Below are 24962 nucleotides of genomic sequence, written 5' to 3'. Positions count from 1 at the left end.
AGAAGAGGTAAGTGAAGAGACTTTTTTGCAGCCTCCTTGCTGCAAGGAATCATCCTGAAAGAAGACAGAGCCTCCGTCCTGGAGGCTTGAACAATCCCTTGCTCTCTGTCTATCTATAACCTTAGATTCACTTGTCGTTTTACGCCACTCAGAAATGGAAAAAAGTAATAGATAATAATTTGAGCTTGCCTAGATGGTGATGCCCGGACGCTCACAAGAGAAACGCCGGTTGAACTGCCGTTTATGGGACAAATAGCCACCTGTCGTGGTCAAACCCCTTTAAACGCAGCAAGTTTAGATGTTGATAATTATGCAGGGGTTAAAAGTGGATGGCACGCTAATCCCTCCAACTCGCTAGAATTGGATCACATAGTGATTATTTAAGATGTTCTTAAGGAGGCATCAGAACGGGGCTGCTTGAGAAGTTTAACGTCTAAAATTTTAAAGGGAAATGGACTCTTCAGACGGGAAGGCCTGCTATGACTGGGTTTTAAAGGTGGGTGGCACGCTAATCCCTCGCTAATCCATTTGCGGAGTCAGCTTGCAGCTACTTGTTATGTGTCTTCGTCGTCGAGTCTGTCTTCTGATGTGGTAATCCCCTCTTCCAATTGAATTCTTCGAGATCTTTTCTGTACTTGCTTGCCAATTCTTGTAAGAGACCAATATGAACTTTTATCACTAACAGGATGCTTTTTCTTAGAAGGTTCAACTAGGTCTAAAGCCGCAAAATCAGCCATTAAATGCTCTGTAGGTGTTTTTCCAAATGGCCAAAAGTTATGATATTTAGTCCCTACAATTGAGTAAGAAACATTACTAGCTATACCTTCATTTGTATTTTCTAATATAAGATTTGGTGCCACAGCTAAAAATAATTGCAGTAGGGTTCGAGTATGTTCTGTTGCAGTATCAAATGATGCTTCAGACCGAATTTGAAGTGTTCTTGAATTTTCATTCAGTATGTTAACAACATCCCTTATCTCATCAACAGCTTCTAACTGCTTGTTAAGTAATTTATTATTTTCATCACGTAACTTAGAGTTTTCTGCGCTCAATCTACTTAACTCTTTCGTGATGCTAGCATCTAAGGATTCATCTGTTCTTGTCCACCCAGTTCTAGGGTTCCCATTCATCGCTTTAATAAGTGAAATAGAAATCTTTCCGTGTAGGTCTTCTTTACCACTCCAAAAATGTACGGGCTTCGATTTTATTTTATTTTTAAGCCCATCCAATTTCTTTTTTTTCTTACTATCTTTATCAACCCGATCTACAGGCCAAGAAGCCTTTTCATCTATTACAAAACCTAGACTTGGAACACCGCATGACTTTGCATAATCATACTCTTTTTCTGTGTAACTAATACCTTCAGGTGTCTCTGATCCGTATCGATGACCAACTATTATCACATAGTAATCCGTGGCTTCTATTTGCCTAGCGATTAGCTGCCACTGCTCTTCATCGGCAGCGCTAAACATTTCCATTCCTACGGGTATGTGTCCCATTTCCAAAACTGCTTTTATAGCCTGATCTCGTTCTTCTTTTAAATCTTCATATGTAGAGCTTATAAACACTTGATACTTCTTATCCATTTTTTATATTCCTGTTTCTCAACATAGAGCAATAACTCAAGGGCCGTCACATAACGAGACTGTAGAATTACTCCATCAGCCAAATTTAATTAAAAAACGAGCCTCTGAGCTCAACCCTAAGCGCTTTTAGCGTACTAGGTAATGCATTTTGACCCCATAAAAAAGGCTATTTTTCTAAATAAAGAGTAATTCTACAGCCAAATTTAATAAAAAACCGAGTCTCTTAGCTCAACGCTAAGCGCTTTTTAGGCACTAGATAATGCATTTAGACCCCATAAGAAAGGCTATTTTTCTAAATGAAGAGTAATTCTACAACCTCAACGCCCGCATTTGCGGCTGGTTTGGAGCGTAGCGGAAAACCAGTCCGACAACATGTGTTTGTTAGATTTTTTCGCCATTATAGGCGCCTAGAATTTGATCTGTCATGGCTCGTGATTTTAGTGCTTGTTTATCTTCAACATCTGAGCCAGAAGCCTCAATAATCTTAACCGCTTCCAAAAATATATTAGGGAAAATGCTTTCGTCATTCAGTTTATCAATAATAGGATTACAAAAGCGCTCACACTTCTTCTGACTATTGAAAGGCGGAAACTGCTCTGCACTGCCAATCATAGGAACAAGCATTAAAATATAAAAGCGAACCTTTCTGTATTTTTTATCAATGGTTCCATTAAGAAAAAGAGAGTCTAGTCTATAAAAAGCCAGACCAGCCATATAGTAAGGAGAAAATTGATGATCTTTTTCAAACAAATTTGACCCCGTATTACCCATTGTTTTCACTAACGTACCTAAATATGTGGTAACCATGTGAGGATTCTTATTAAACATTGCTGAGTAAGACTTAATTTGGTTTGCAATGGTAATTACTTTTCTTTTAACAACATTTCTATCTGAATTATATTCCTTTGCCCTTCTTTCATAAAACAACTTGCCCTCTCCAGCTATCGAAGAGTAATAGTGTTGTAGATTCTTTTGAAAATCAGACATGGCCGCTAGCTGTTCCTTTTTGATAGCTGTCTGATTATTTGTTGACACAGTAATCTCGGACTTCACATCCTCATCACTTGTTACTATTAGCCGCAATGGGATACTGATATCACTAATGCTTTCGTTATTACGATTTTCATATAGAACATTACTTGTTTGACATCCATTAACAATTTGATAATCGGTAATTGCGAATGAATTCACTGATATTTTAATCGAGTCCGCTACAATAGTTACTCCATTATTGAGTACACTAAATAGGTCTGGCGATCCACTATTTAGTGTTTCATTAATATTGCTATTCACTAGATTTCCAATCCCTTGAAAATCTCGAACATTGTCATCGAAGATGCTTTGTATGTTTCCATTATCATCTATAAGCAGTTTTTTAAACTCAGAAAAAGGAAGCACCCCATAATATGCTTGATCAATCCCTTCTATTTCAGGAAGAGCTACTTTGTTTAAAAAAGTAAACTTAGATGTAATCGGATTTTTTGTCCTTCGATAAAGTTTACCAAGTTCATTAGCACCAAAGAGCTTTGCATCGACAGACTCAAACAGGTTATAGCTTTCTAAGACTTTAACTGAGGATTCAACTACAGCGGAAATATTTTGATCCTCGTTTACAACACCAGTTGTCAGGTAGAATGTTTTACATTTTGGGTTATCTTTAAAATCTGAAGCATTATCGAGTAAGTACTCAGAAATCTCGGAGAACTTCTTGATATCGCCATTCCTGGCCAATTTTGGTTCTTCCGCAAAGAAGTCACTAACTCCGAAATAAAAGGCATGCATTTCTTTTGTATCAAAATTAGACGAAGTTTTTGCTTGAACAAAAATATATGTAACTTCCAAATATCCATTTGCTTCCAATAAACTATCAATTTCGTCGGTATCTTCTACTAGGTGACCATTGACGATAATGGCAATACCATCAATACCTGTATCTGCACCTGCTCCGACGGTAATATTTTTCACGTCAAAGGTTTTATTGTACTCATTGGCAAGCACAGAGTAGTTACAGAATAATTCAAAGTCCGAAGGCTCGTCACCTGACTCCATCTCTTGAGCCTCAAGAAAGTCTTGCAGAAGCTTCTTAGTAATTCTGTCCATAATTTTCCTTTTTAAAATCTATGATCAATTTTGCATCGAAATCTAACAGCTTAATAGTACGCATGCGTCCTTAGACATTTCAAAACTGCCTAAATATCTCTATAACCAACTGAATTTAAAGTGTTTTATAAAGTTATTCATAATATCCAAAATTGGCTAAACGAGCGTGCGCTATCACATCTATTTATTAGGGAAGCACAGCGTGTTATCTCTGCGCTGAAATCCCTTAATCATTGATATTAAAACGGTTTTTAGCAACCTACCAGTACAAACGCACAAAATAGGTGATTATTTTTTAGACAGTCGACATAAGTTTTTGATAACTATAGGAATAATATGCAGCCTTATATTATGAGCGATCGCGGCTGTATATTGGCTTTTGGGCAAGGACTGAGAAAACTTGAGACATGTAAAGTTTAATAACGTCACCTATCATTTCGACTTTAACCAATTTTAGTGTTCATTTAGGCATGAGTTACCGGCCGCTCTTTTTTAGGTATTCCAGCCCACAAGTAAATCGTATTCATTAAGCTCTGTAGCTACTAGCTGAGGTGCCAGATTCCCGTCATTTCTCCGTTCATGCTGGCCGATTAGGTAAATTCAACCGGTGTTTTCGATGAGGTAGACGCTTTTTTTTGAAAAGGAAGTATCGAAGAGAAACGCTGGTTGAGCTGGTTGAGCTGGTTGAGCTGGTTGAGCTGGTTGAGCTGGTTGAGCTGGTTGAGCTGGTTGAGCTGGTTGAGCTGGTTGAGCTGGTTGATATGCTGGTGATAGTTCAGCAGTGAGGTCGAGGTCAGGTCAAAGCCCTTTTTGAAGCTTTGTTTCTAGCTGCAATAAGGCCTGTAGGGCAAAAAGGGGTTCGACCCTGAGCAGTACATAACGTCACCTATCGTTTCGACTTTAACCGATGATTGGCTTTAGATATTCTCCAGTTACCGGCCGCTCTTTTTTAGGTATTCCAGCCCACAAGACAATCGTATTCATTAAGTTCTGTAGCTACTAGCTGAGGTGCCGGATTCCCGTCATTGCTCGGTTCATGATGGCCTACGTTTAGGTAAGCTCAACCGGTGTTTTCGATGAGGTAGGCGGCATGGGTGAAGAAGAAGTGCCGAAGAGAAACGCCGGTTGAGCTGGTTGATATGCTGGTTGAGCTGGTTGATATGCTGGTTGAGCTGGTTGATGATGCTCTAGCGGTGAGGTCGAGGTCAGGTCAAAGCCCTTTTTGAAGCTGTGTTTATAGCTAAAATAAGGTCTGTAGAGCAAAAAGGGGTTCGACCCTGAGCTGTACATAACGTCACCGATCGTTTTATAAAGCTTTGAAGCTATAAATACCTTAATTCGATGCAACGAAGTTGCGCGACTTGATGACGTTTCTGAGGCAGTGTTTGATGATGTCTCTCCATCTAAAAAGGCGCTAAACACCTTCCTTAAATGATCGACGTACAAAAGCTGTCCTGTGCTACGGAAACGATACGCTAAAGGTCTTAAAGCGAATTTTTGGTTACTTTTTGGGCGCTAGCAAAAAGTTACCCGCTCAGCAGAGCGGAATAAAAGTCAGGTATGCAAAGCGTTTGAATGGAAGACACAAAACCAATAACCCCACCCTAACCCTCCCCTTACTCTTTATCTTAAAAAAAGTAAGGGAGGGAACTAGCCCAGTTCTGTGGGCTTAGGGATTATTTATGAGCAAATGCGGTTTTCGTGCAGTCGCCGTCGATTTTGTCTTTTTCTTCTTCTAGGATTTCATCGGTAAATTGCCCCATGAAGCAGCAGCAGATGCCTTCGCCTATCATGGTGCGTGGTCCCATTGGGTGGCCGATGTGTTTGTAGACGCCGTGGGAATGTCCGTGGCTATGGTCATGTGAATGACTATGGCTGTGCCCATGCGAATGATCATGGCTATGGTCATGATCATGAGAGTGTGAATGCGCTTGTGGTGTGAGTACGGACGATGGTTTCTCGTCGGTGACGGCAAAAGTCGCGTGTTTCACGTCGAAGTCGGATAGGCCTTGGGTGTCGTCTTGTGGGTCGACGAATTCGGCATGGTGGTGATGAACGTCTACTTCGCCGGCGGCTAGGCGGCGTTTGAAGGAGTTCATTAGGGTTTCTTCACCGGTTGGCAGTTCACCCTGCATGATTTCTTCCACGCGATTTTGGAAGGCGTCGATGACGCGTGGGTGGTCGCTTAGGTAAGGCGTTTGGATGAATTCAATCGCTGGGTTGGCTTTGGCGACTTTCTCGACATAGCCTTGAATACGTTTGATCAATCGGCCAGTAAATAAGAAGTAAGGCGCAACGACGATGCGTTTGTAGCCCAGTTTCATTAGGTTTTCCAAGCCAACGCCCACAGATGGGTAAGTGACGCCAGAGTAAACCGTGTCTGCCCAGCCAAAGCCCATGTTTTCATTGACGATGCGGGTGAGTTTTGCGGCTTCTGCGTTGGCGCCTGTGTCAGATGTACCACGACCCACGACGACTAATAAGGTGTCGTATAGGTTCTCTGGTGGGTTTTCAGGATCAAGCCCAAGGGATTCATAAATGCGCGCTTGGAAGGCTTCGATCATGTCGTCTTGCAAGCCAAGTTCGCGGCCGTAGGTGATGTGGAGGCCTTCGTTTTTCTCTTCGTATGTCGTCAATACAGACGGAATGTCGTTTTTCGCGTGAGTCGCCGCAAACAACATGCCCGGTACGGCGTAAATTTCTTCTACGCCTTGGCTCAATAGGCTGTTTAGACCCATGTGAATGTTCGGCGCGGAAAACTCTAAAAAGCCGTATTCCACTGGCAATTCAGGAAAGCGTTCTTTTAAGCCTTTTGCTACTAGGCCAAACTCGCGCTCTGCGTCTTTATCACGACTGCCGTGACCACAAATCATAATGCCCTTTTTGGCCTGTTCTGTATTACTCATTGTTTCTCTCTACTTGGTTCGACTCAGCTGGCACCTAGTTTAGTGACTACCAGCAAGGTTACCAGTGACCTTCTGCTCAAGGTTACTGGCTTTGCTCCTGCTGCTGATCTAGGTCAAGCAACAAGGATTGAATTTGTTCTCTGTGGCCTTCTGCGTTTTGCCACATGCCGCGCTGAATGGCTTCCAATAAGCGCTCGCCCATTTCTTCCAAGGCGTGGGGGTTATTATCGCGCATAAACGCCTGATTGTCTGGATCAAGAAGCAATCTATCGGTGACTTGCTCGTATTGATAATCCGCCACTAGGTCTGTGGTGGCATCGTAGGCGAACAGGTAATCCACTGTGGCGGTCATTTCAAACGCGCCTTTATAGCCGTGGCTCTGCATGGCGTCGATCCATTTGGGGTTTAGTACCCGCGAACGCACCACGCGATTCAGTTCTTCTTTTAAGGTGCGGATCTTCGGTGATGTAGGGTTCGAATGATCACTGTGATACACGCTTGGCGCTTGCCCGCTAAACTCTGTTACTGCGTTGGTCATGCCGCCTTGGAACTGGTAATAATCGTCCGAGTCGAGAATGTCGTGTTCTCGGTTGTCTTGGTTCTGCACCACGGCATCAAGCTGTGACAAGCGTTCGACAAAGGCGGATTTTGCCTCAACGCCCTCCCCTTGGCTGCCGTCGTTATTGGAACCATAAGCATAACCGCCCCAGTTTACATAGGCTTCGGCTAAGTCGGCTTTGGTGTCCCAGCAGCGTTCGTCGATCAAGCCTTGTAAACCTGCGCCATAGGCCCCCGGCTTACTGCCAAAAACACGGTAAGAAGCCTGACGATTGGCTTGTTCTGGGCTCATTCCTTGGGCTAATAAGGTGTTTTTTCTGGCTTCGACATTGGCTCGAATCGTATTGCCATTGCCCGGTTCTTGATACGCGGCGATGGCTTGCACGGCAGCATCATAAAGGCGCATAACATTGGCGAAAGCATCGCGAAAGAAGCCAGACACACGCAAGGTCACGTCCACTCTAGGTCGACCAAGTTGCATGCAGGAGAGTATTTCAAAGTCGGTGACACGGTTCGAGCCCGGCGCCCAAATCGGACGCACTCCCATTAGCGCAAACGCTTGGGCTATATCGTCTCCGCCGGTGCGCATGGTCGCCGTGCCCCACACAGATAGACCCAAATCTTTCGGGTAATCCCCTTCTTCTTGAAGGTGTCGTTGGATCAAGGCTTCGGCCGATTGCTGACCAATCGCCCACGCCGCTGGGGAAGGAATTGCGCGATTATCCACCGAGAAGAAGTTGCGCCCTGTTGGCAAGGTATCTAAACGGCCACGAGTTGGCGCACCACTTGGCCCCGGTGCAATAAAGCCACCCGCTAACCCTGTTAGTAACGCCTGAATCTCATTGGTGGCGCTTTGTGCTAATGCCACCATCAAGCTGCGTTTACTGTGCGCCAGTAATTGCGCTGTTTGCGGCAAGCGTTGCGCTAATGCAACGACCGACTCATCACCAATTAAATGCTGCAACGCCAGCTTTTTGGCAAATAACTCCAAGCGCTCTTTGGTGTCCGCATGGGTTCGCCAATCTGCCGTGCTCACGTCCATAAGTTCGCTTGGCTGATTCCCCAACCAAGGCATACGCGTGCTTTGCATTGGGTCAAAATCATCTTGTTCTAGCTCTAAATCTGCCATTAAGGCATGCAAAATGCCTTTGCTGGTAATGTCACTGCCACGGGGTAAACGCAATAAGGCGACCAAGGTATCGGCCAGTTTATCGTCTTCTGGCAATTCCCCAAGACGATGCAAACCATGGCGAATCTGCGCTTCTTTGATCTCACACAAATAAGTGTCTAGGCCTTCTAGTACACTTTCTTCCACTACAGCGCCATCTTCACTGGATTCTATGCCAGCAAGCTCTTCTAACAAGTGAGTTTCTTGGACTTTCTTGAGGATTTGTTCGCGCAGCCAAGTTTCACGGCGCACATCCATGCCCATGGCTTGGTAATATTCGTCGACTAGGTTTTCTAGTTCGGCCATCTCACCGTAGGTTTCTGAGCGCGTCATCGGCGGCATCAGATGGTCAATGATCACCGCTTGGGTGCGGCGTTTGGCTTGTGCGCCTTCGCCCGGATCATTAACGATAAAAGGATAAAAATGCGGCATAGGGCCAAGGGCAATGTCCGGCCAGCATTGATTAGATAAGGCCGTACCTTTACCCGGCAGCCATTCTAGGTTGCCATGCTTGCCCACATGCACAAAAGCGTCCACTTTATAGACGTGTCGCAGCCAGAAATAAAACGCCAAATAACTGTGTGGCGGAATCAAATCTGGGTCATGGTAATTGGCCGCGAGGTCCAAATTAAAACCTCGGGCTGGCTGAATCCCAATAAAGGTTTCCCCTAAGCGAATGCCTGCCAACATGATGCGGCGCTGGCCGTTTTGTTCACGGCATTTATGGTCGTCTTCAGGTGGCCCCCAACGATCCCAAACGGCATTTTGGCTTTCTAAAGGAAGCTGATAAAAATAATGTAGGTACTCTTCAAGCGCCAAACTTTGCCAACAGCTGCGCTCGTGCAAGGTGGTTGGGTTATTGGTGACGGCGCCCAATAGCGCTTCGATTAAGGCATTACCGTGTTCGGGAATATCTTGGATCGGATAGCCAGCCGCTTCGAGCGCGTTTAACAGATTCACCGTCGAGGCTGGCGTGTCTAAGCCAACGCCATTACCAATGCGACCGTCTTTTGTGGGGTAATTGGCCAATACAAGAGCGATGCGTTTTTCATTATTCGGTTTACTGGATAAGTCTGCATAGCGCTTCGCCAGCTCGGCGACAAATTGCGCACGCTCGGCATGCAACTCATATCGAACCAAGTCGACTTGGGCGAGTTCGTTGTAATGGCTTAAGGCTTTAAAGCTCACCGCGCGGGTGACGATACGCCCATCCATTTCTGGCAAAACGATTTGCATGGCCACATCGCGACTGCGCAGGCCTTGCGTTTGTTGCTGCCAATCTTCTTGAGTACTACCAGAAAGGATCAACTGCAAGACAGGAATCGGTGACGAAAACGCCGACTGAAAATCCGTAGGCTCTGAAGCAAGATCAGGGCTACCGACTCGGTTCGCCGCAAAGCCCGTGGTGTTTAAAATTACCTTAGCTTGAGTTCGCTCAACGAGGGATTCAATCAGGCCAACCGATAAATCGTCTTTTAATGAACTCACGGCAACCGCCAACGGCACCAAGCCTTGTTGCTCTAAAATGTCGATTAAGCCATCGAACATGGCGGTATTGCCGCTTTGTAAATGAGAGCGATAAAACGCTAAGATCACCACCGCACGACCATCCGCTAGAGAGGCTTGATAAGTACGCTGCCACGCGGAGAAACTAGATGACTGACCGTTATGGTAAATCAAAGCATTGGGCAACGGCGCGGGCTCTTGCCACGGATGCGCCGCAGAAAAATAACGCTCACTCAGAAAATAAAATAATTGTTGGCTGTTGGCTTGCCCGCTGTCACGCAGATAGCGCCATATACGATGGCTGTCTTCTGGCTCTGCGGTTGAGACCTTAAATAAGGTGGGATCTGGTGTGTCGTCGCCGGGGACTATGATCAGCGTGCGGCCTTTCTTTGCTTTCGACCACACTTGAAGCTGCTGATAGCCATAGGACCAATAGTGCTCACCCCCCAGCAAGGAGACGACAACCACGCTCGCGTGATCCAACACTTTGTGTTCATACAAATCGTAAGCGGCAGGTTTGACCAACTGCATCCAGTTCGCTAGGCGAATACTGGGAAGCGAGATATTCTTTGCAGACAGCTCATCGAGTGCACTTCCCAGTGCTCCGAGTACGCTGTCTGCAGCGGCAAGTATGACCAGCTGCGCCGGTGTTTGACCTAGGTCGACAATGCCTTCATCGTCGACGAATCCGCCCGGTTTGGCTGCTAATAAATGCACGTCTTCTCCGCTTTTCGCTTACGTTTTTTCCGTTCTATTTTGTACGATTTTGACTTATCTAGGTAACTCTATTAAGCGCTTAAAGCATCGTGCAAAATATTTTCGATTTGTTCTTTAGAGATGCCTTTACCAATAAAGACGAGCTGCGTTTGGCGCACTTCTTCTGGCTGCCATAGGCGGTCAAAGTAACGATCTAAACGCGTGCCCACTGCTTGGAAAACTTGACGCATTGGTTTGCCATGCACGGCCGCAAAGCCTTTCACACGGAAAATATTATGCTCTTCGATCAACTGACTCAGCGTTTCTTGAAGCAAATCGGATGGCACTTCACCCAAGGTAATAACAAAAGAATCAAAGTGGTCATGGGCGTGGTCATGATGGGCACCATGAGCATGGTGATGATCGTGGTGGTTATGCACCGCATCAATTCGGCTTTCTGTGGCCGCATCGATGCCTAACAACATATCCAGCGCCGCTTCACCGTTTTCGATGTAAACCGTTTTAACGGTATTTGGCACCGCATGGGTAATGATAGATTGCACGCGAGCACGTTCGTCTTCGTCCAATAAGTCGTTTTTACTCACGACAACAAGATCGGCAGCACTCAATTGATCATCCAGCAATTCTTGTAGGCTTGGATCATGATCCAGACTTTCGTCCGCTTGGCGTTGAGCTTGTACCTGATTTTCATCATGGGCAAAGCGACCCGCCGCTACCGCTGGCCCATCGACCACGGTAATCACAGCGTCTACCGTGCAGTATTCTTTAATGCCCGGCCAGTTAAACGCTTGTACTAAGGGCTTCGGCAACGCCAAACCACTGGTTTCAATCAAGATATGGTCAATGTCGCCACGACGAGCAACCAATTGCTCCATCACCGGCAAAAATTCTTCTTCTACGGTGCAGCAGATACAACCATTGGCTAATTCATAAAAGCCATCCGAGCTGCGTTTGCCGTTTTCTTGCTCTTCTTCGCCTTCTGGGCAGTCAAGCGGGCAAGAACGCAGGATCTCAGAATCGATGTCTAATTCACCAAATTCATTCACAATCACAGCAATGCGTTTGCCTGCTGCTTGTTTTAATACGTTCGATAGTAACGTGGTTTTACCACTGCCTAAAAAACCAGTGACAATCGTAGTAGGGATTTTATTAAGCTGCATAATGAATCCTGCTTTTATTTTTTGTCGTCTTTTTGACGATGGATTTTTCGGAATATGTGGGCCTGACTTTTATCGTAAAGATAAGAATCAGCAAAGTCGTCAGTGTCTAACACTCGACCCACTAAAATAAGGCTGGTTCGAGTAAACTTTTTTTCTCGCACTTTAGCAACAATATCCGCTAGCGTACCAACCACATAATCTTGGTCAGGCCAGCTGGTTCGATAGCACACCGCCACTGGGCAATCTGCGCCATAATGCGGAATTAACTCATCGACGATTTTGTGAATGCGTGTCACCCCAAGGTGAATCGCAAGCGTCGCACCACTTTGCGCCAAGGCAGGTAAACGCTCTCTTTCAGGGAAAGGGGTTTTACCTTCGTAACGCGTCATGATGACGGTTTGTGATACGCCAGACAGAGTTAACTCTTTTTTCAGCATGGCCGCTGATGCGGCGACTGCACTCACGCCGGGAATCACTTCATAATCAATCTCTAAGACTTCAAGACGGCGAATTTGTTCACCAATGGCACCATATAAAGCAGGATCACCACACTGTAAGCGCGCTACGTCTTTGCCTTCTTTTGCGGCTTTTTCAATGACGGCGGTGGTTTCATCTAAATTCATTTCGGCGGTGTCGTAAATCGCTTCGGCGCTGTCACGCACACTGTCGATAACTTGCGTAGGAATCAAAGAACCCGCATACAAAACGACAGGACAGCGTTCCATGGTTTTGACTGCCTTGATCGTCATCAAATCTGGGTCGCCTGGGCCTGCGCCAATAAAGTAAACCGTCATCTCACTTCCTTAAATATAATCAGCATTACAGCTTTTTAGAATAGCCGCGCGGGGTGTAAATCCACTGTTTTTCGCCATTCACTATGTGTTTAGTGTCTGAGTTACCCACGCTCACCATAGTAAACATGTCTACGTCTTTGGCGTCTAATTTACCAAGCGTAGTAAAGGTAATCTCTTCTTCTGGGCGAGTTAACTGGCGACCAATCATCACTGGCGTGCTGGCAGGGCGATATTGAAGCAACACATCACGGGCGTGATTCAATTGCCAATCGCGTTTCTTCGACACAGGATTATAAAAGGAGACGACAAAGTCCCCTGCGCCACAAGCATGCAGACGCTTGTCGATGGTTTCCCACGGGGTTAATAAATCAGAAAGAGAAATAGTACAGAAATCATGACCCAGCATGGCGCCGACTCGGCTGGCCCCCGCTTGCATCGCGGAGATGCCCGGAATCACTTCGATCTCAACATCCAACCACTCTGGATGGTTTTCTTTGCCTTGCAGCTGCAAGTCCAGCAGCTCAAACACCAAGGTCGCCATGGCATAAATACCAATGTCGCCACTGGAGATCAAGGCGGTACTCTTACCTTGGGCTGCTAAGGTTAGCGCCAAACGCGCACGGCCAATTTCTTCACCTAGCGGCAAGTTGTGAAAAGTTTTGCCTTCACTTAGCTCACCTAAAAGGTCTAAATAATAGCCGTAGGCAACCCAATCGCTGCAAGTTGCCAATGCTTTGGTCGCGTTCGGTGCAACCAATCCTAAATCACCTGGGCCCATGCCCATTACAAATAGCTTGCTCATTACATCTCTTAAAATAGTCGTGCGTTATCAATACGCGAATCGACCCATTGTACACGTGAAATCGACAAGACGAGATGAAAACAGGCAAGGTTAACGTGAGAGTTCTTCAGGTAAATAAGAGAAGTCAGCGTCGAATTAAGACTCGACGCGAATAAGCTGGCATTTGATCTGAGAAAGGTCATCTATTTCAAGACCCGCTTGTTTTCCTTTGATCCAAAAAGAAATGTCTTCGCCAAGATAATGCGACCCAGAGGCGCTAATAGCTTGAGTTAAGTTATACGTTTTTTGTTTCCAGATGATTTGTGCTTCTTCCCCATGAAACATGACTTTTAAAGGCATGCCAGTACACAAGTAATCAGCCACATCGGTTTGACTGTCTTCCTGACTAAAGGTTTGATCCGTCGATTGGCTTGTATCAATGCTACTACAAGCCGTTAGCCCCAACAGCGCTAACCCGGTAAAAAAACAATACATCGACTTTTTATTTATAAGCATATTAGAGACTCCTTTCACAAACACTCCTCTCACAAACTGTAATAAAGCTGATCAAAAAAGTGGATGACTCGCATTCGGTAAACACGATGTCATAAGGTAAAAATGTTGGTCCGGCTATTCTCGCTCTTTAAAAGAAGAAAAAAAAGCGCTTTTACGCTCACCAAGATGACAATAAAAGTGGATCTCTTTACAAAACGTACCTGCATCCTTTGACAGAACTCGTTAAAAAAAAGTATATTGCACCCATCGAAACTATTCGATTTCGTTCTCGGGGCGGGGTGAAACTCCCCACCGGCGGTAAGGAATTTTATTCTAAGCCCGCGAGCGCTCATTCTTCTATCAAAGAAGCATGAGGTCAGCAGATCTGGTGTGACTCCAGAGCCGACGGTTACAGTCCGGATGATAGAGAGCGCGTCAGACAATACCTCAAGCGAGATACCATTTGTGTATGTTCGCCTTTTGTAAAATATTTCATCCTAGATGAAGTATTCGCCTGTCCGTTCGCCCTGATTCACATTTTTTTTAGGATTTTTAAAAATGAATCAGAGCTCAACAACGAATGTTACTGACTTTAACCCAGCAGACCAACGCATTGCATTTATCCATGCTTCTTGGCACACCAATATTGTTTTGAATTGTTTAGAAGGCTTCAAAACCGAATTGGCTACTCGCGGTTATGACCTGAACAAAATAGATATTTTTCCTGTTCCAGGGGCTTACGAAATACCACTACAAGCCAAGTTACTGGCTAAAAGCGGTCAATACGCTGCGATTGCGGGTAGCGCATTAGTCGTTGATGGCGGTATTTATCGTCACGACTTCGTTGCTCAAACAGTCTGTAATGCCTTGATGCAAGTTCAATTGGAAACGGAAGTACCTGTTTTAACAGCGGTATTAACACCACACAATTTCCACGAACACGATGAGCATTCTAACTACTATAGCCAGCATTTTATTAAGAAAGGCGTAGAGCTAGCAATCGCTTGTGATATGACGGTTCAGCTAACAACAAAAACTAAGCGTCACCTTTATTAGGGGTCGCTTTTACGACACTTACTAAACTTTTCAGCATCTCAATATCACTGTTGTCAGGTGTAAAGTAAAAAAAAAAATACATCAAAAACGGTTCGTTTATATTCATAAGCGAACCGTTTTTTTGTGTTAAAACCTTCGAATACGACCATAAAACGCCAAAAACTGTTCATATTTCATACGATTTATGCAATTAAAAAGGATTCACATTCCTTTGAAACTCTTCTTTTTTATTAAACTTAAGGCCAATTTCACTAATTTTAATAACATTTCTATGATTTTTCTTGCAAAACAAACCATTCAATAAAATCACTTAAAAGTCTTGCTGATCTTCCTGCTCTGGGCTTTGCTTTTCAAAAGAGTAATATTTGAAAAGATTATTTCTACTCTATTCAAAAAGACAGATGCTCAACATGATAAGGAGATAATAGATGGGCGTAACAACAAAACAACTCAACGACCACAATACAACCTCATCTCAAAATGACAGCACTTTGCAAGATATAAACTATTCAGATCAACAAAACGCGACCTCTGCGGTTGAGCGCTGGATAGGGACACAACTTGCTAACGCAGGCATCACTATTAATGGCTCCAATCCATGGGATCCTCAGGTGCATAATCCTGCCCTATGGGACAGAATCCTTAGTAAAGGTTCTCTAGGTTTGGGGGAAGCTTATGTCGATGGCTGGTGGGACTGTGAGCAAGTTGATGAATTCATTTCTCGTATTATTAGCGCTCGTTTAGATGAAAAAATGACCGGGCGATGGGTCATATTTAGACATTGGATTTTAGCTAAATTTATTAATCGCCAATCAGAAAAACGAGCTTACCAAGTGGGTGAGCAACATTACGATGCTGGCAACGATCTCTATCAAGCGATGCTAGACCCTACCATGGCTTACTCTTGTGGTTACTGGCATAAAGCCAAAAACTTACACGAAGCTCAACTGAATAAATTGCGGTTAATCTGTGAAAAGGCCGACCTCAAAAAAGGGGAATCCGTATTAGAAATAGGCTGTGGCTGGGGAAGTTTTGCAGAACTTGCCGCCAAAGAATACGGTGTGAGTGTCACTGGTATTACTATTTCCAAAGAGCAAAAGAAACTGGCCGATGAGCGTTGCAAAGGGTTACCCGTTAATATTGCCCTGCAAGACTACCGAAGCCTAGATGGGCAATACGACAAACTCGTGTCGATTGGCATGTTCGAGCATGTTGGTCCTAAAAACTACGACACCTATATGCGAACAGCTCACCGATTAATGAAAAACGATGGCATCTTCGTGTTACATACCATTGGCAACGCGAAAACCTCCGTGGGAACAGACCCATGGATAGATAAATACATTTTCCGTAATGGCGTCATTCCATCCCTTACCCAGATTAGCGAGGCGGTAGAACCTTATTTTGTGATTGAAGACGTACATAACTTTGGCCCTGACTATGCAACCACATTAATGGCATGGTGTAAAAACTTTGAAGCAGCGTGGCCTGAATTAAAAGACCAGTATAATGAGCGCTTTTATCGAATGTGGGTTTATTACCTGAAAACCTGTGCTGGCGCTTTTCGAAGCCGCTCATTACAACTTTACCAAGTGGTCTTAAGAAAGCGTCTCGATAGACTGCCACGCTATCAAAGCATTCGTTAATCGTCTTTTTAAAACAATGATCTAATAAGTAGAAGCAGAAAAGCCGTGACCCTTTATGACTCACGGCTTTCTTATCTTTAGCTGATAAAAACGCTGCTATGTAAGCGCTACCTTGCTCTGCAATGCTTTATATAAGTCACTGTCTTTATCCTCTTCAATACACAAACTAAGCATATCGTCGATGAAAAAACGCATGGCGCGACCTTCTATCATTTGAATACCGTGTTTTTGCTCAGCGGATAAATTATGGTATTTCGATGCTGCGCCAAAATCACCAAATAAAATATGCCCCTCAGGATTAATTAATATATTGTGGGCGTATAAGTCTCCATGACAAATATCTTTGTCGATGAAGTGCTGTAGCACGGCGTCCATTTGCGCCACGATAAAGCCAATCTGCTGAATAGAAAAAGCCTGGCCTTGGGTAAAAGTATCTCGTGTGCAACTCACTAAGCTTGGCGGTTGACCAAGATTATAATAATGCTCAGGAATCAGTGCCATCAATAATGCCGAGCACTCTGGCTCTGAAATTTTAGCCAACGGCTTAACAATATTGTCATGCACACCAATCGATAAACAGGCATCCAACTCATCCTCTGGGTAACCGTCACTGGTGACCTCACCTTTAAATACTTTTACCGCGATAGTGTCAGGGAACGAAAAACGATTATCTTGCCATGTGGCTTTTGAAATGACGCCAGACGCCCCCTGCCCTAGTACTTGATGCAGTATTACGTCATTCGCGGACACTGTTTTAAACTCGCTATGAAGATCACGACTTGCACAAAAAGGGTTACCTGAAAACGCTAACCACGCCAATTTAGGCAAAGCGAGCAAGACATCTGGAAACGTCGTTAGCATATTGGCTGACAAGCGAATCAACTCTAGATTCTGACAATGCTTAATGGATTGAGGAATCTCCCGTAATTGGTTCCCTGCCAAAGCAAGCTTTTGCAAACGCGGTAACTCACCTATTTCATCCGGCAAGGTGTCAATTTGGTTATCCGTTAAGATCAACCAGCGGGTAATGCGAGGTAATGATGCACCTGACACCGTGCGAATCTGATTGCTTTTAAAACCTATCATTTCGAGCTTAGAGCAAGTTCCAAGCACTTCAGGCAGCTCAGTAAACTGGTTATTAGAACAAAATAAAATCTTAAGGTTGCTCAACCTTACCAGATCATCAGGCAAGCTGGTGAGCGCATTATTCGACAAGTCGAGAATTTCTAAGCTGTCCGCCAAGGAATAAATAGCCTCAGGAAATTCACTGAGATTTTCTGCCAATTGAAGGCGCTTTACGCCGCTTAATTCACCGTTATTCAGTTGTTGTAGAGTCTGCAAAACCATCAATCCAAAATAAAATTGACCTTATTATAACGACAAAAAAGCCGAGCGACAGGCCCGGCTTTAATAACACAGAAGGCGCCTTGGTTATTCGGCTTTTTTTGCTATTCGATAGGCGTGCAACAACGGCTCGGTATAGCCTGATGGCTGAGACTTCCCTTTAAAAACAAGATCACATGCGGCACTAAACGCAATACCATCGTAACTTGGCGCCATGGCTTGATACGCAGGGTCACTGGCATTTTGCTTATCCACAATCGCCGCCATGCGCTTTAGCGCTTCCATCACCTGCGCTTCGTTGCACACGCCGTGCTCTAGCCAGTTTGCAAGATGCTGAGACGAAATACGCAAGGTCGCTCTGTCTTCCATTAAGCCTACATTGTTAATGTCTGGCACTTTAGAACAACCTACCCCTTGATCAATCCAGCGCACAACATAGCCTAAGATGCCTTGGGCGTTGTTATCCTGCTCAAATTTGATTTGCTCCGCCGTCAGTGCGCTAGGGTCAGCCATTAAAGGAATATGCAAAATATCATCTAGGCTGGCTCGTTGACGTGTGGCCAAGGTGTGTTGGCGAGCGCGCACATTCACCGTGTGATAATGGGTGCTGTGCAGTGTGGCCCCATTGGGCGATGGCACCCAAGCGGTGTTCGCCCCTGACATAGGATGTGCTATTTTTTGCTCTAGCATCGCTGCCATTTCATCTGGCATGGCCCACATGCCTTTACCAATTTGCGCCTTGCCGGGCAATCCGCATTCGATGCCAATGTCGACGTTCCAATCTTCGTAGGCTTGAATCCAAGGCTGCTGCTTCATGATGGATTTGGGCACAAACGCTCCAGCCATCATGGAGGTGTGGATTTCATCACCGGTGCGATCAAGGAAACCGGTATTAATAAACACCACTCGCTCACTGGCAGCACGAATGCATTCTTTTAAATTCACTGTGGTACGGCGCTCTTCGTCCATGATGCCGATTTTTAAGGTATTGCGTTTGAGCTGTAGAACTTCTTCAATGCGAGCAAATAATTCAACCGCAAAAGCCACTTCTTCAGGACCATGCATTTTAGGTTTGACGATATTAACACTGCCCGCGCGGCTGTTTTTGCGTGTTGTGGTGCTGTTTAAGTCATGCATTGCGGCATAAGCACAGATAAATCCGTCCATAATGCCTTCAGGCACTTCATTACCTTCTCGATCAATAATCGCCGAGTTCGTCATTAAATGACCAACGTTGCGAATAAATAACAAGCTGCGAGCCGGCAAGGTCAATGACCCGCCAGAGGGCGTGAGATAGGTGCGATCTGGGTTCATAACCCGGGTCACCGTATGGCCACCTTTTTCAAACTGATCCTGCAAAGAGCCGTTCATCAGGCCAAGCCAATTTCGATACACTTCAATTTTGTCTTCTGCGTCCACCGCCGCGATGGAGTCTTCACAATCCATAATGGTGGTAATCGCCGCTTCAACCAGTAAATCCTTCACACCGGCTTTATCGGTTTTGCCGACAAGCGACGTCGCGTCGATCTGAATCTCAATGTGCAGGCCGTTGTTTTTTAATAGAATGGCCGTTGGCGTTAACGCGGCGCTATTAAAGCCCACACATTTTTCCGCTTCTGCTAAGCCCACTTGTTCGCCAGATACCAGAGTCACCAGCAGTTCAGCATTGTCTATTTGATACGCCGTTACATCACGATGAGAGCCATGAGCCAAGGGTGCCGCTTGGTCTAATAACTGACGACCAAAAGCGATGACCTTGTCGCCACGAATGGGATTATAACTACTGGTTTTTTCCGCACCGTCGACTTCTGGAATCGCATCCGTGCCGTACAAGGCATCATAAAGACTTCCCCAACGAGCGTTAGCGGCATTTAAGGCAAAGCGCGCATTTTTCAGCGGTACCACCAGCTGTGGCCCCGCTTGCTCAGCGATTTCTTCGTCTACATTCTGGGTGGTGATTTTAAAAGCAGGCCCTTCTGGCAACAGATAGCCGATTTCTTTTAAAAAGGCTTTATAGTCATTGGCGCCATGAGGTTGCGCCTTGTGCGCTAGATGCCATTCGTCGATCTGAGTTTGTAAGACATCTCGTTTTGCCAGCAACGCTTTGTTTTTCGGAGCAAGGTCCTGCAAGGTTGCTTCGAAACCATTCCAAAAGACCGTCGGGTCAATACCGGTACCCGGTGCTATTTCTTCATTCACCAAACGCCATAGCCCTTCCGCTATCGACAAACCGCCTTGCTGGATTCGTGTTGTCATGACCCTTTCCTTATTCTTTCGGCACAAAAATGAATTATTTTTATCAGTTTATATCATTTTGAAACACTTGTAACGGCAAGAGAAAATTACTCTTTATATTGCCGCTCTCTCATCATTGAAAATCAAATTAGTGACTTAATATACGACAAAAAACTCAGCCTAGCTTAGCGTCTAGCTGATTAAGCCATTACGAATATGACATTTTTTACGCAATTCAGTAATAAAAATAATTCATACAGAACACAAAGATATAATAAAAATTATATAGTAATATCAACAGGTTAAGTTAAAACCTCTTTATAAGAACGAATAAACAGCATGGTAGAGAGGCATAAAAATACTAAAAAAATACGGCTATTTAAGCTTTAGTAACGAAACTGTCACAAAGTTTGTTCAATATGTCTCCCCAGACAACGGTGATCAGAAACCATTTATTGTCTAGCACATAAAAATGAGAAGAGATGAACGGCAAAGATTGTCCGTAATCTCAGTTTAAAGAATGATAATTCACACTGAACATTAAAAGGATACACTCTCATGAAACGCATTTTTGCAAGCTTGGCAGTTTGCGCTGCAATCACAGCAACATCAGCTTTCGCTGCCGATCACATCACTGGTGCTGGTGCAACATTCCCATACCCTGTTTATTCTAAGTGGGCACAATCTTACAACAAAGAAACTGGCGCTCAGCTTAACTACCAAGCAATTGGTTCTGGCGGCGGTATCAAGCAAATCACAGCAAAAACCGTTGACTTCGGTGCTTCTGATAAGCCGTTAAAGGCAAGCGTTCTTGAAGAAAAAGGCATGATGCAGTTCCCTACAGTAATGGGCGGCATCGTTCCAATCATTAACGTGAAAGGAATCAAACCTGGCGAATTGGTACTTGATGGCAAGACAATCGCTAATATCTTCCTAGGTAAAATCACTAAGTGGAATGATGCAGAAATCAAAGCATTGAACCCAAGCGTTAACTTACCTGATAACAAAATTTCGGTTGTTCACCGTGCAGACGGTTCTGGTACTACCTTCAACTTCACTTACTATTTAGCAGATATTTCTCCTGAATGGAAAAAAGATGTAGGTGTTGATGCTTCCGTTCAGTGGCCAGTTGGTACAGGCGGTAAAGGTAACCAAGGTGTTGCTAACTACGTATCTCAATTGAAAAACTCAATTGGTTATGTTGAATATGCATACGCTTTGCAAAACAACCTAACTTACTCAAAAATGAAAAACAAAGAAGGCAATATTGTATCGCCTACGATGGAAACTTTCCAAGCCGCCGCTGCTGGTGCTGACTGGAAACACGCTAAAGGCTTTTACCTAATCTTGGCTAACCAGCCTGGTGCGAAAAGTTGGCCGATGACTGCTGCGACCTTCATTCTTCTTCATAAGAAAGTGGAAGATCCAAAAGCAACCAAAGCCGTACTTAAGTTCTTTGATTGGGCATACACAAATGGCGACAAAGCCGCTGAAGATCTTCACTATGTTCCATTCCCAGCGAATGTAAAAGCGCTTATCCATGACGCTTGGGCAAAAGATCTGAAAACGACTGACGGCAAATCCGTATACATGGGCTCTTAAGCTAATGACTAAACCCAACATGACTCTCGTCGACAATACTAAAACGAAAGCTCATGAAGAGGCCGCTGGATCATTCCAGCGGTCTCCTCGCTTCATGAATGGCGAAGGCTTCAACAGCACATTCAAATGGCTTTCAATTTGTTCTGCTATGTTTATCCTTGTTATCTTAGGCGGCTTCTTTGTCTCTTTAACAATGGGTGCATGGCCTGCTATCAGCAAGTTTGGTCTTTCCTTTATTTGGACATCAACTTGGAACCCAGTCACTGAGCAGTTCGGCGCACTACCAGCCATTGCGGGCACACTGATTACCTCTGGTATTGCGATTGTTTTAGCGGTTCCTTTAGCATTTGCCATTGCCATTTACATTACTCAATTAGCACCTAGATGGTTACGTCACCCTTTAGGCATTGCGATTGAATTACTGGCTGCTATTCCGAGTATTATTTATGGTATGTGGGGGCTTTTCTTCTTCGCTCCAGTATTTGCAGAGTATGTGCAAGCACCAGTGATTAATGCCTTTGAAAACGTACCTTTTCTTTCTTCTATCTTTGCAGGTCCTGCGATCGGCATTGGTATGGCAACAGCGGGCATTGTATTGGCAATTATGATCTTGCCTTTCATCGCTGCGGTTATGCGAGATGTGATTGATACGGTTCCTAAACGCTTAAAAGAAAGTGGTTATGCCGTTGGGGCAACCGACTGGGAAGTGACTCGCGCCATTATCATTCCCCATTGCAAAACAGCGATGACAGGTGCCATATTTTTAGGCCTAGGTCGCGCTCTTGGTGAAACCATGGCCGTTACCTTTATTGTTGGTAACGCAAACCGTATTACCGGTGCCATTTTTGCTCCAGGTAACACCATTGCATCGACCATTGCGAATGAGTTTCAAGAGGCTTATACAGAAATACATTCATCCTCTCTTATTGCGCTTGGCTTATTGTTATTCATTATTACCTTCATCGTACTCGCCATTGCGCGGTTGATGCTTAACCGAATTTCATCATAGGAGTTGTCTGTGAACGCTGTCGTTAAACGTCGCCAATTTGCCAACATTATTGCTCGGATGCTGATCGTTGCGGCAACGCTACTGGTACTCGCTTTTCTGGTATGGATTTGTTCGGTGCTACTTTATCAAGGTTTTTCCGCATTCAAACCAAGCTTATTCACCGAAATGACGCCACCGCCTGGTGAGTCTGGTGGTTTGGCGAATGCCATTATGGGTAGTTTTTTATTGGTGGCTGCCGCTATGCTGGTAGCGACACCGATTGGATTACTCGCGGGAACTTACCTAAACGAATACGGTAAAGGAACATTACTGGCCACTATCGTTCGTTTTGTAAATGATGTTTTGTTAGCTAAACCTTCTATCCTTGCGGGCCTTTTTATCTATGAGATTTTGGTCGCTCCAATGGGTGGGTTTTCTGGTTGGGCCGGCTCTGCCGCATTGGCCATTATTGCCATTCCGGTTGTTGTTCGTACCACCGAAGATATGTTGAATCTGGTACCAAACAGTATGCGTGAAGCGGCTTATGCACTGGGTGCAAGCCGTTCAAAAGTTATTCTTAGCGTTAGCTATCGAGCCGCTCGTGTCGGTATGACAACGGGGATTTTATTGTCTGTTGCTCGTATCGCTGGTGAAACAGCACCGCTATTGTTTACCGCGTTGAACAACCAATTCTGGTCAACTGATATGTCTTCGTCGATGGCCAACTTGCCAGTGATGATATTCCAGTTTGCGATGAATCCTTACCCGGATTGGCAAGCCCTTGCTTGGGCAGGTGCACTATTAATCACCTTGACTATCCTTGTTCTCTCTATTATCTCGCGAGTAGTGTTACGCTCTGCGACTGCACAACACTAATTTTGGAAAAGCCAATGGAAATCGCCATGACGCCTTCAGAACTTTTAAATATTGAACCTAGCAAACCTGCGCTAGCTACTGAGATTGATATTTCGATCCGTGATTTGAACTTTTACTACGGTAATAATCACTCTCTAAAAAATATCAATCTTGAGATTGGCCGCAATGAGACAACCGCGATCATTGGACCATCTGGTTGTGGTAAATCAACATTGTTACGTGTTTTGAACCGTATCTATACTCTGTACCCAGGCCAAGAAGCAAAAGGTCAGGTCATCATTGATAATCAAAACATACTAGATCCAAAAATGAATGTCTCTGCATTGCGTGCTCGCGTTGGCATGGTATTTCAGTCACCGACACCATTCCCTATGTCCATCTATGACAATATCGCGTACGGCATTCGTCTTTATGAAAAACCGTCACGTCGTGAAATGGATGCTCGCGTTGAAAAGGCCTTGCGCAGCGCAGCCTTGTGGGACGAAGTAAAAGACAAGCTAAATCAAAGTGGACAAAGTCTTTCTGGTGGTCAACAGCAACGTTTGTGTATCGCTCGAACCATAGCACTGGAACCACAAGTGTTATTGCTTGACGAACCCACCTCTGCACTTGATCCTGTATCCACCTCTAAAATAGAGGATTTATTGGATACTTTGCGCGACGAATACACCATTGTTATTGTCACGCATAATATGCAACAAGCGGCTCGGGTCTCCCAAAAAACCGTCTTTATGTATTTAGGCGAGATAGTGGAAGTGGCGGAAACAGACGAAATGTTTTTACGTCCGAAAAAAGAGCGCACTAAGAACTACATTACGGGTCGTTTCGGCTAGTAATCTGAGGATAAGAAATCCGCTAATGAAACAGTAGTGTAGAAACCGGCCTGATATTTTTCAGGCCGTTGTATTTTTACAATTATTTATCAGACGAGAACGTCATTGTTCATCAGATATAAATGCCTCTACTTATATAGGCTGTTGAACAACGCCTGAATATTGCTTATTCCTTGAACAAAGCCTATCTGAATAAAGAAACACGCCAACATCAGCAGTAAAATATTCGCTACACACGTCAGCCAAAATGCAATACGGAACGATTTTTTTATCGTTTTATGACGGAAATATTTTTGTGCCAATATCGCACCCGGCCAACCGCCTAATAATGCTAACCAATGAAGCGTTACTTCAGGCACCCGACGTCGATTCTTTTTAGCTGCGCGCTTGTCCCAACCATAAAACCCAAACGCCACAATGCTGAAAACAACATACAAACTCACTAGAAAAACAGGGTAAGACAAACAATCTCTCCTTAAGTTACAAGCTATTCATCCTGACAGCCTCCTAAACAACACTCTAAGCAGGACAAGCGAACTTATGCAATTGTTGCGCATTTATTTAATGTCTGAAGAGATATGCTAAAGCGAGAAGCAACAAAAAGATCCACT

General features: G+C 44.6%; 19 protein-coding genes and 1 riboswitch. Of the genes, 8 read left to right on the top strand and 11 right to left on the bottom strand.

All coding sequences use genetic code 11. From position 1 onward, the window contains the following. Window positions 1–554 precede the first annotated feature (554 nt). The gene (locus tag V6259_RS13695) at window positions 555–1586 is read right to left on the bottom strand and encodes a DUF4062 domain-containing protein (RefSeq protein WP_341584998.1); all 1032 of its coding nucleotides are present in this window, start codon (window positions 1584–1586) and stop codon (window positions 555–557) included. 381 nt (window positions 1587–1967) lie between these two features. Then, window positions 1968–3686 carry an AIPR family protein gene (locus V6259_RS13690; RefSeq protein WP_341584997.1) on the bottom strand — a complete coding sequence of 573 codons (1719 nt, stop codon included), beginning with the start codon at window positions 3684–3686 and terminating at the stop codon, window positions 1968–1970. 635 nt (window positions 3687–4321) lie between these two features. Here V6259_RS13690 and V6259_RS13685 point away from each other — a divergent pair. Further along, on the top strand, window positions 4322–4471 hold the full coding sequence (locus V6259_RS13685) for a hypothetical protein (RefSeq protein WP_341584996.1): 150 nt from the start codon (window positions 4322–4324) through the stop codon (window positions 4469–4471). 309 nt (window positions 4472–4780) lie between these two features. Continuing rightward, window positions 4781–4912, top strand: a complete 132-nt coding sequence (locus tag V6259_RS13680) for a hypothetical protein (protein WP_341584995.1) — start codon at window positions 4781–4783, stop codon at window positions 4910–4912. A 450-nt stretch (window positions 4913–5362) separates the two neighbouring features. Here the strand turns inward: V6259_RS13680 and V6259_RS13675 are convergent, their stop codons facing one another. The 6 genes from V6259_RS13675 to V6259_RS13650 form a co-directional block, all read right to left on the bottom strand. Beyond that, entirely contained in the window at window positions 5363–6592 is a 1230-nt protein-coding gene (locus tag V6259_RS13675) for a sirohydrochlorin chelatase (protein ID WP_341584994.1), read from the bottom strand. Window positions 6593–6674: 82 nt separating this feature from the next. Then, entirely contained in the window at window positions 6675–10541 is a 3867-nt protein-coding gene (gene cobN / locus V6259_RS13670; RefSeq protein ID WP_341584993.1) for a cobaltochelatase subunit CobN, read from the bottom strand. 71 nt (window positions 10542–10612) lie between these two features. Further along, the gene (gene cobW / locus V6259_RS13665; protein WP_341584992.1) at window positions 10613–11701 is read right to left on the bottom strand and encodes a cobalamin biosynthesis protein CobW; all 1089 of its coding nucleotides are present in this window, start codon (window positions 11699–11701) and stop codon (window positions 10613–10615) included. 14 nt (window positions 11702–11715) lie between these two features. Continuing rightward, the gene (gene cobM, locus V6259_RS13660) at window positions 11716–12495 is read right to left on the bottom strand and encodes a precorrin-4 C(11)-methyltransferase (RefSeq protein ID WP_133010284.1); all 780 of its coding nucleotides are present in this window, start codon (window positions 12493–12495) and stop codon (window positions 11716–11718) included. 25 nt (window positions 12496–12520) lie between these two features. Next, complete coding sequence (gene cobJ, locus V6259_RS13655) at window positions 12521–13297, bottom strand: precorrin-3B C(17)-methyltransferase (protein ID WP_341584991.1); 777 nt, start codon at window positions 13295–13297, stop codon at window positions 12521–12523. 135 nt (window positions 13298–13432) lie between these two features. Beyond that, on the bottom strand, window positions 13433–13792 hold the full coding sequence (locus tag V6259_RS13650) for an MliC family protein (RefSeq protein ID WP_341584990.1): 360 nt from the start codon (window positions 13790–13792) through the stop codon (window positions 13433–13435). Between the two features lie 260 nt (window positions 13793–14052). Further along, a riboswitch (FMN riboswitch) is annotated at window positions 14053–14207 on the top strand. Between the two features lie 122 nt (window positions 14208–14329). Here V6259_RS13650 and V6259_RS13645 point away from each other — a divergent pair. Further along, complete coding sequence (locus V6259_RS13645; RefSeq protein WP_341584989.1) at window positions 14330–14827, top strand: 6,7-dimethyl-8-ribityllumazine synthase; 498 nt, start codon at window positions 14330–14332, stop codon at window positions 14825–14827. 428 nt (window positions 14828–15255) lie between these two features. Next, entirely contained in the window at window positions 15256–16473 is a 1218-nt protein-coding gene (gene cfa, locus V6259_RS13640; RefSeq protein ID WP_341584988.1) for a cyclopropane fatty acyl phospholipid synthase, read from the top strand. Window positions 16474–16569: 96 nt separating this feature from the next. Here cfa and V6259_RS13635 read toward each other — a convergent pair whose 3' ends face one another. Both V6259_RS13635 and V6259_RS13630 read right to left on the bottom strand, forming a co-directional pair. Next, a complete protein-coding gene (locus V6259_RS13635) occupies window positions 16570–17814 on the bottom strand; it encodes a leucine-rich repeat-containing protein kinase family protein (protein ID WP_341584987.1) in 1245 nt (414 codons plus the stop codon). A 90-nt stretch (window positions 17815–17904) separates the two neighbouring features. After that, window positions 17905–20073, bottom strand: coding sequence for a malate synthase G (locus tag V6259_RS13630; protein WP_341584986.1), 2169 nt, complete (start codon window positions 20071–20073; stop codon window positions 17905–17907). 537 nt (window positions 20074–20610) lie between these two features. Between V6259_RS13630 and pstS the strand changes: the two genes are divergently transcribed. The 4 genes from pstS to pstB are packed head-to-tail and all read left to right on the top strand — an operon-like array spanning window position 20611 to window position 24351. Next, a complete protein-coding gene (gene pstS, locus V6259_RS13625; RefSeq protein WP_341584985.1) occupies window positions 20611–21654 on the top strand; it encodes a phosphate ABC transporter substrate-binding protein PstS in 1044 nt (347 codons plus the stop codon). Window positions 21655–21658: 4 nt separating this feature from the next. Next, entirely contained in the window at window positions 21659–22663 is a 1005-nt protein-coding gene (gene pstC, locus V6259_RS13620) for a phosphate ABC transporter permease subunit PstC (protein WP_341584984.1), read from the top strand. A gap of 9 nt (window positions 22664–22672) precedes the next feature. Continuing rightward, entirely contained in the window at window positions 22673–23518 is an 846-nt protein-coding gene (gene pstA, locus V6259_RS13615) for a phosphate ABC transporter permease PstA (protein WP_341584983.1), read from the top strand. Window positions 23519–23532: 14 nt separating this feature from the next. After that, a complete protein-coding gene (gene pstB / locus V6259_RS13610; protein ID WP_341584982.1) occupies window positions 23533–24351 on the top strand; it encodes a phosphate ABC transporter ATP-binding protein PstB in 819 nt (272 codons plus the stop codon). A 128-nt stretch (window positions 24352–24479) separates the two neighbouring features. Here the strand turns inward: pstB and V6259_RS13605 are convergent, their stop codons facing one another. After that, complete coding sequence (locus V6259_RS13605) at window positions 24480–24815, bottom strand: DUF1294 domain-containing protein (RefSeq protein ID WP_341584981.1); 336 nt, start codon at window positions 24813–24815, stop codon at window positions 24480–24482. Window positions 24816–24962: the final 147 nt, after the last annotated feature.

This window comes from Marinomonas sp. TI.3.20 (genome assembly GCF_038155025.1).
In the GTDB taxonomy this organism is placed as follows: domain Bacteria; phylum Pseudomonadota; class Gammaproteobacteria; order Pseudomonadales; family Marinomonadaceae; genus Marinomonas; species Marinomonas flavescens.
Note: the sequence above shows the minus strand (reverse complement) of the source record. Positions and strands in the feature narration are given on the sequence as shown.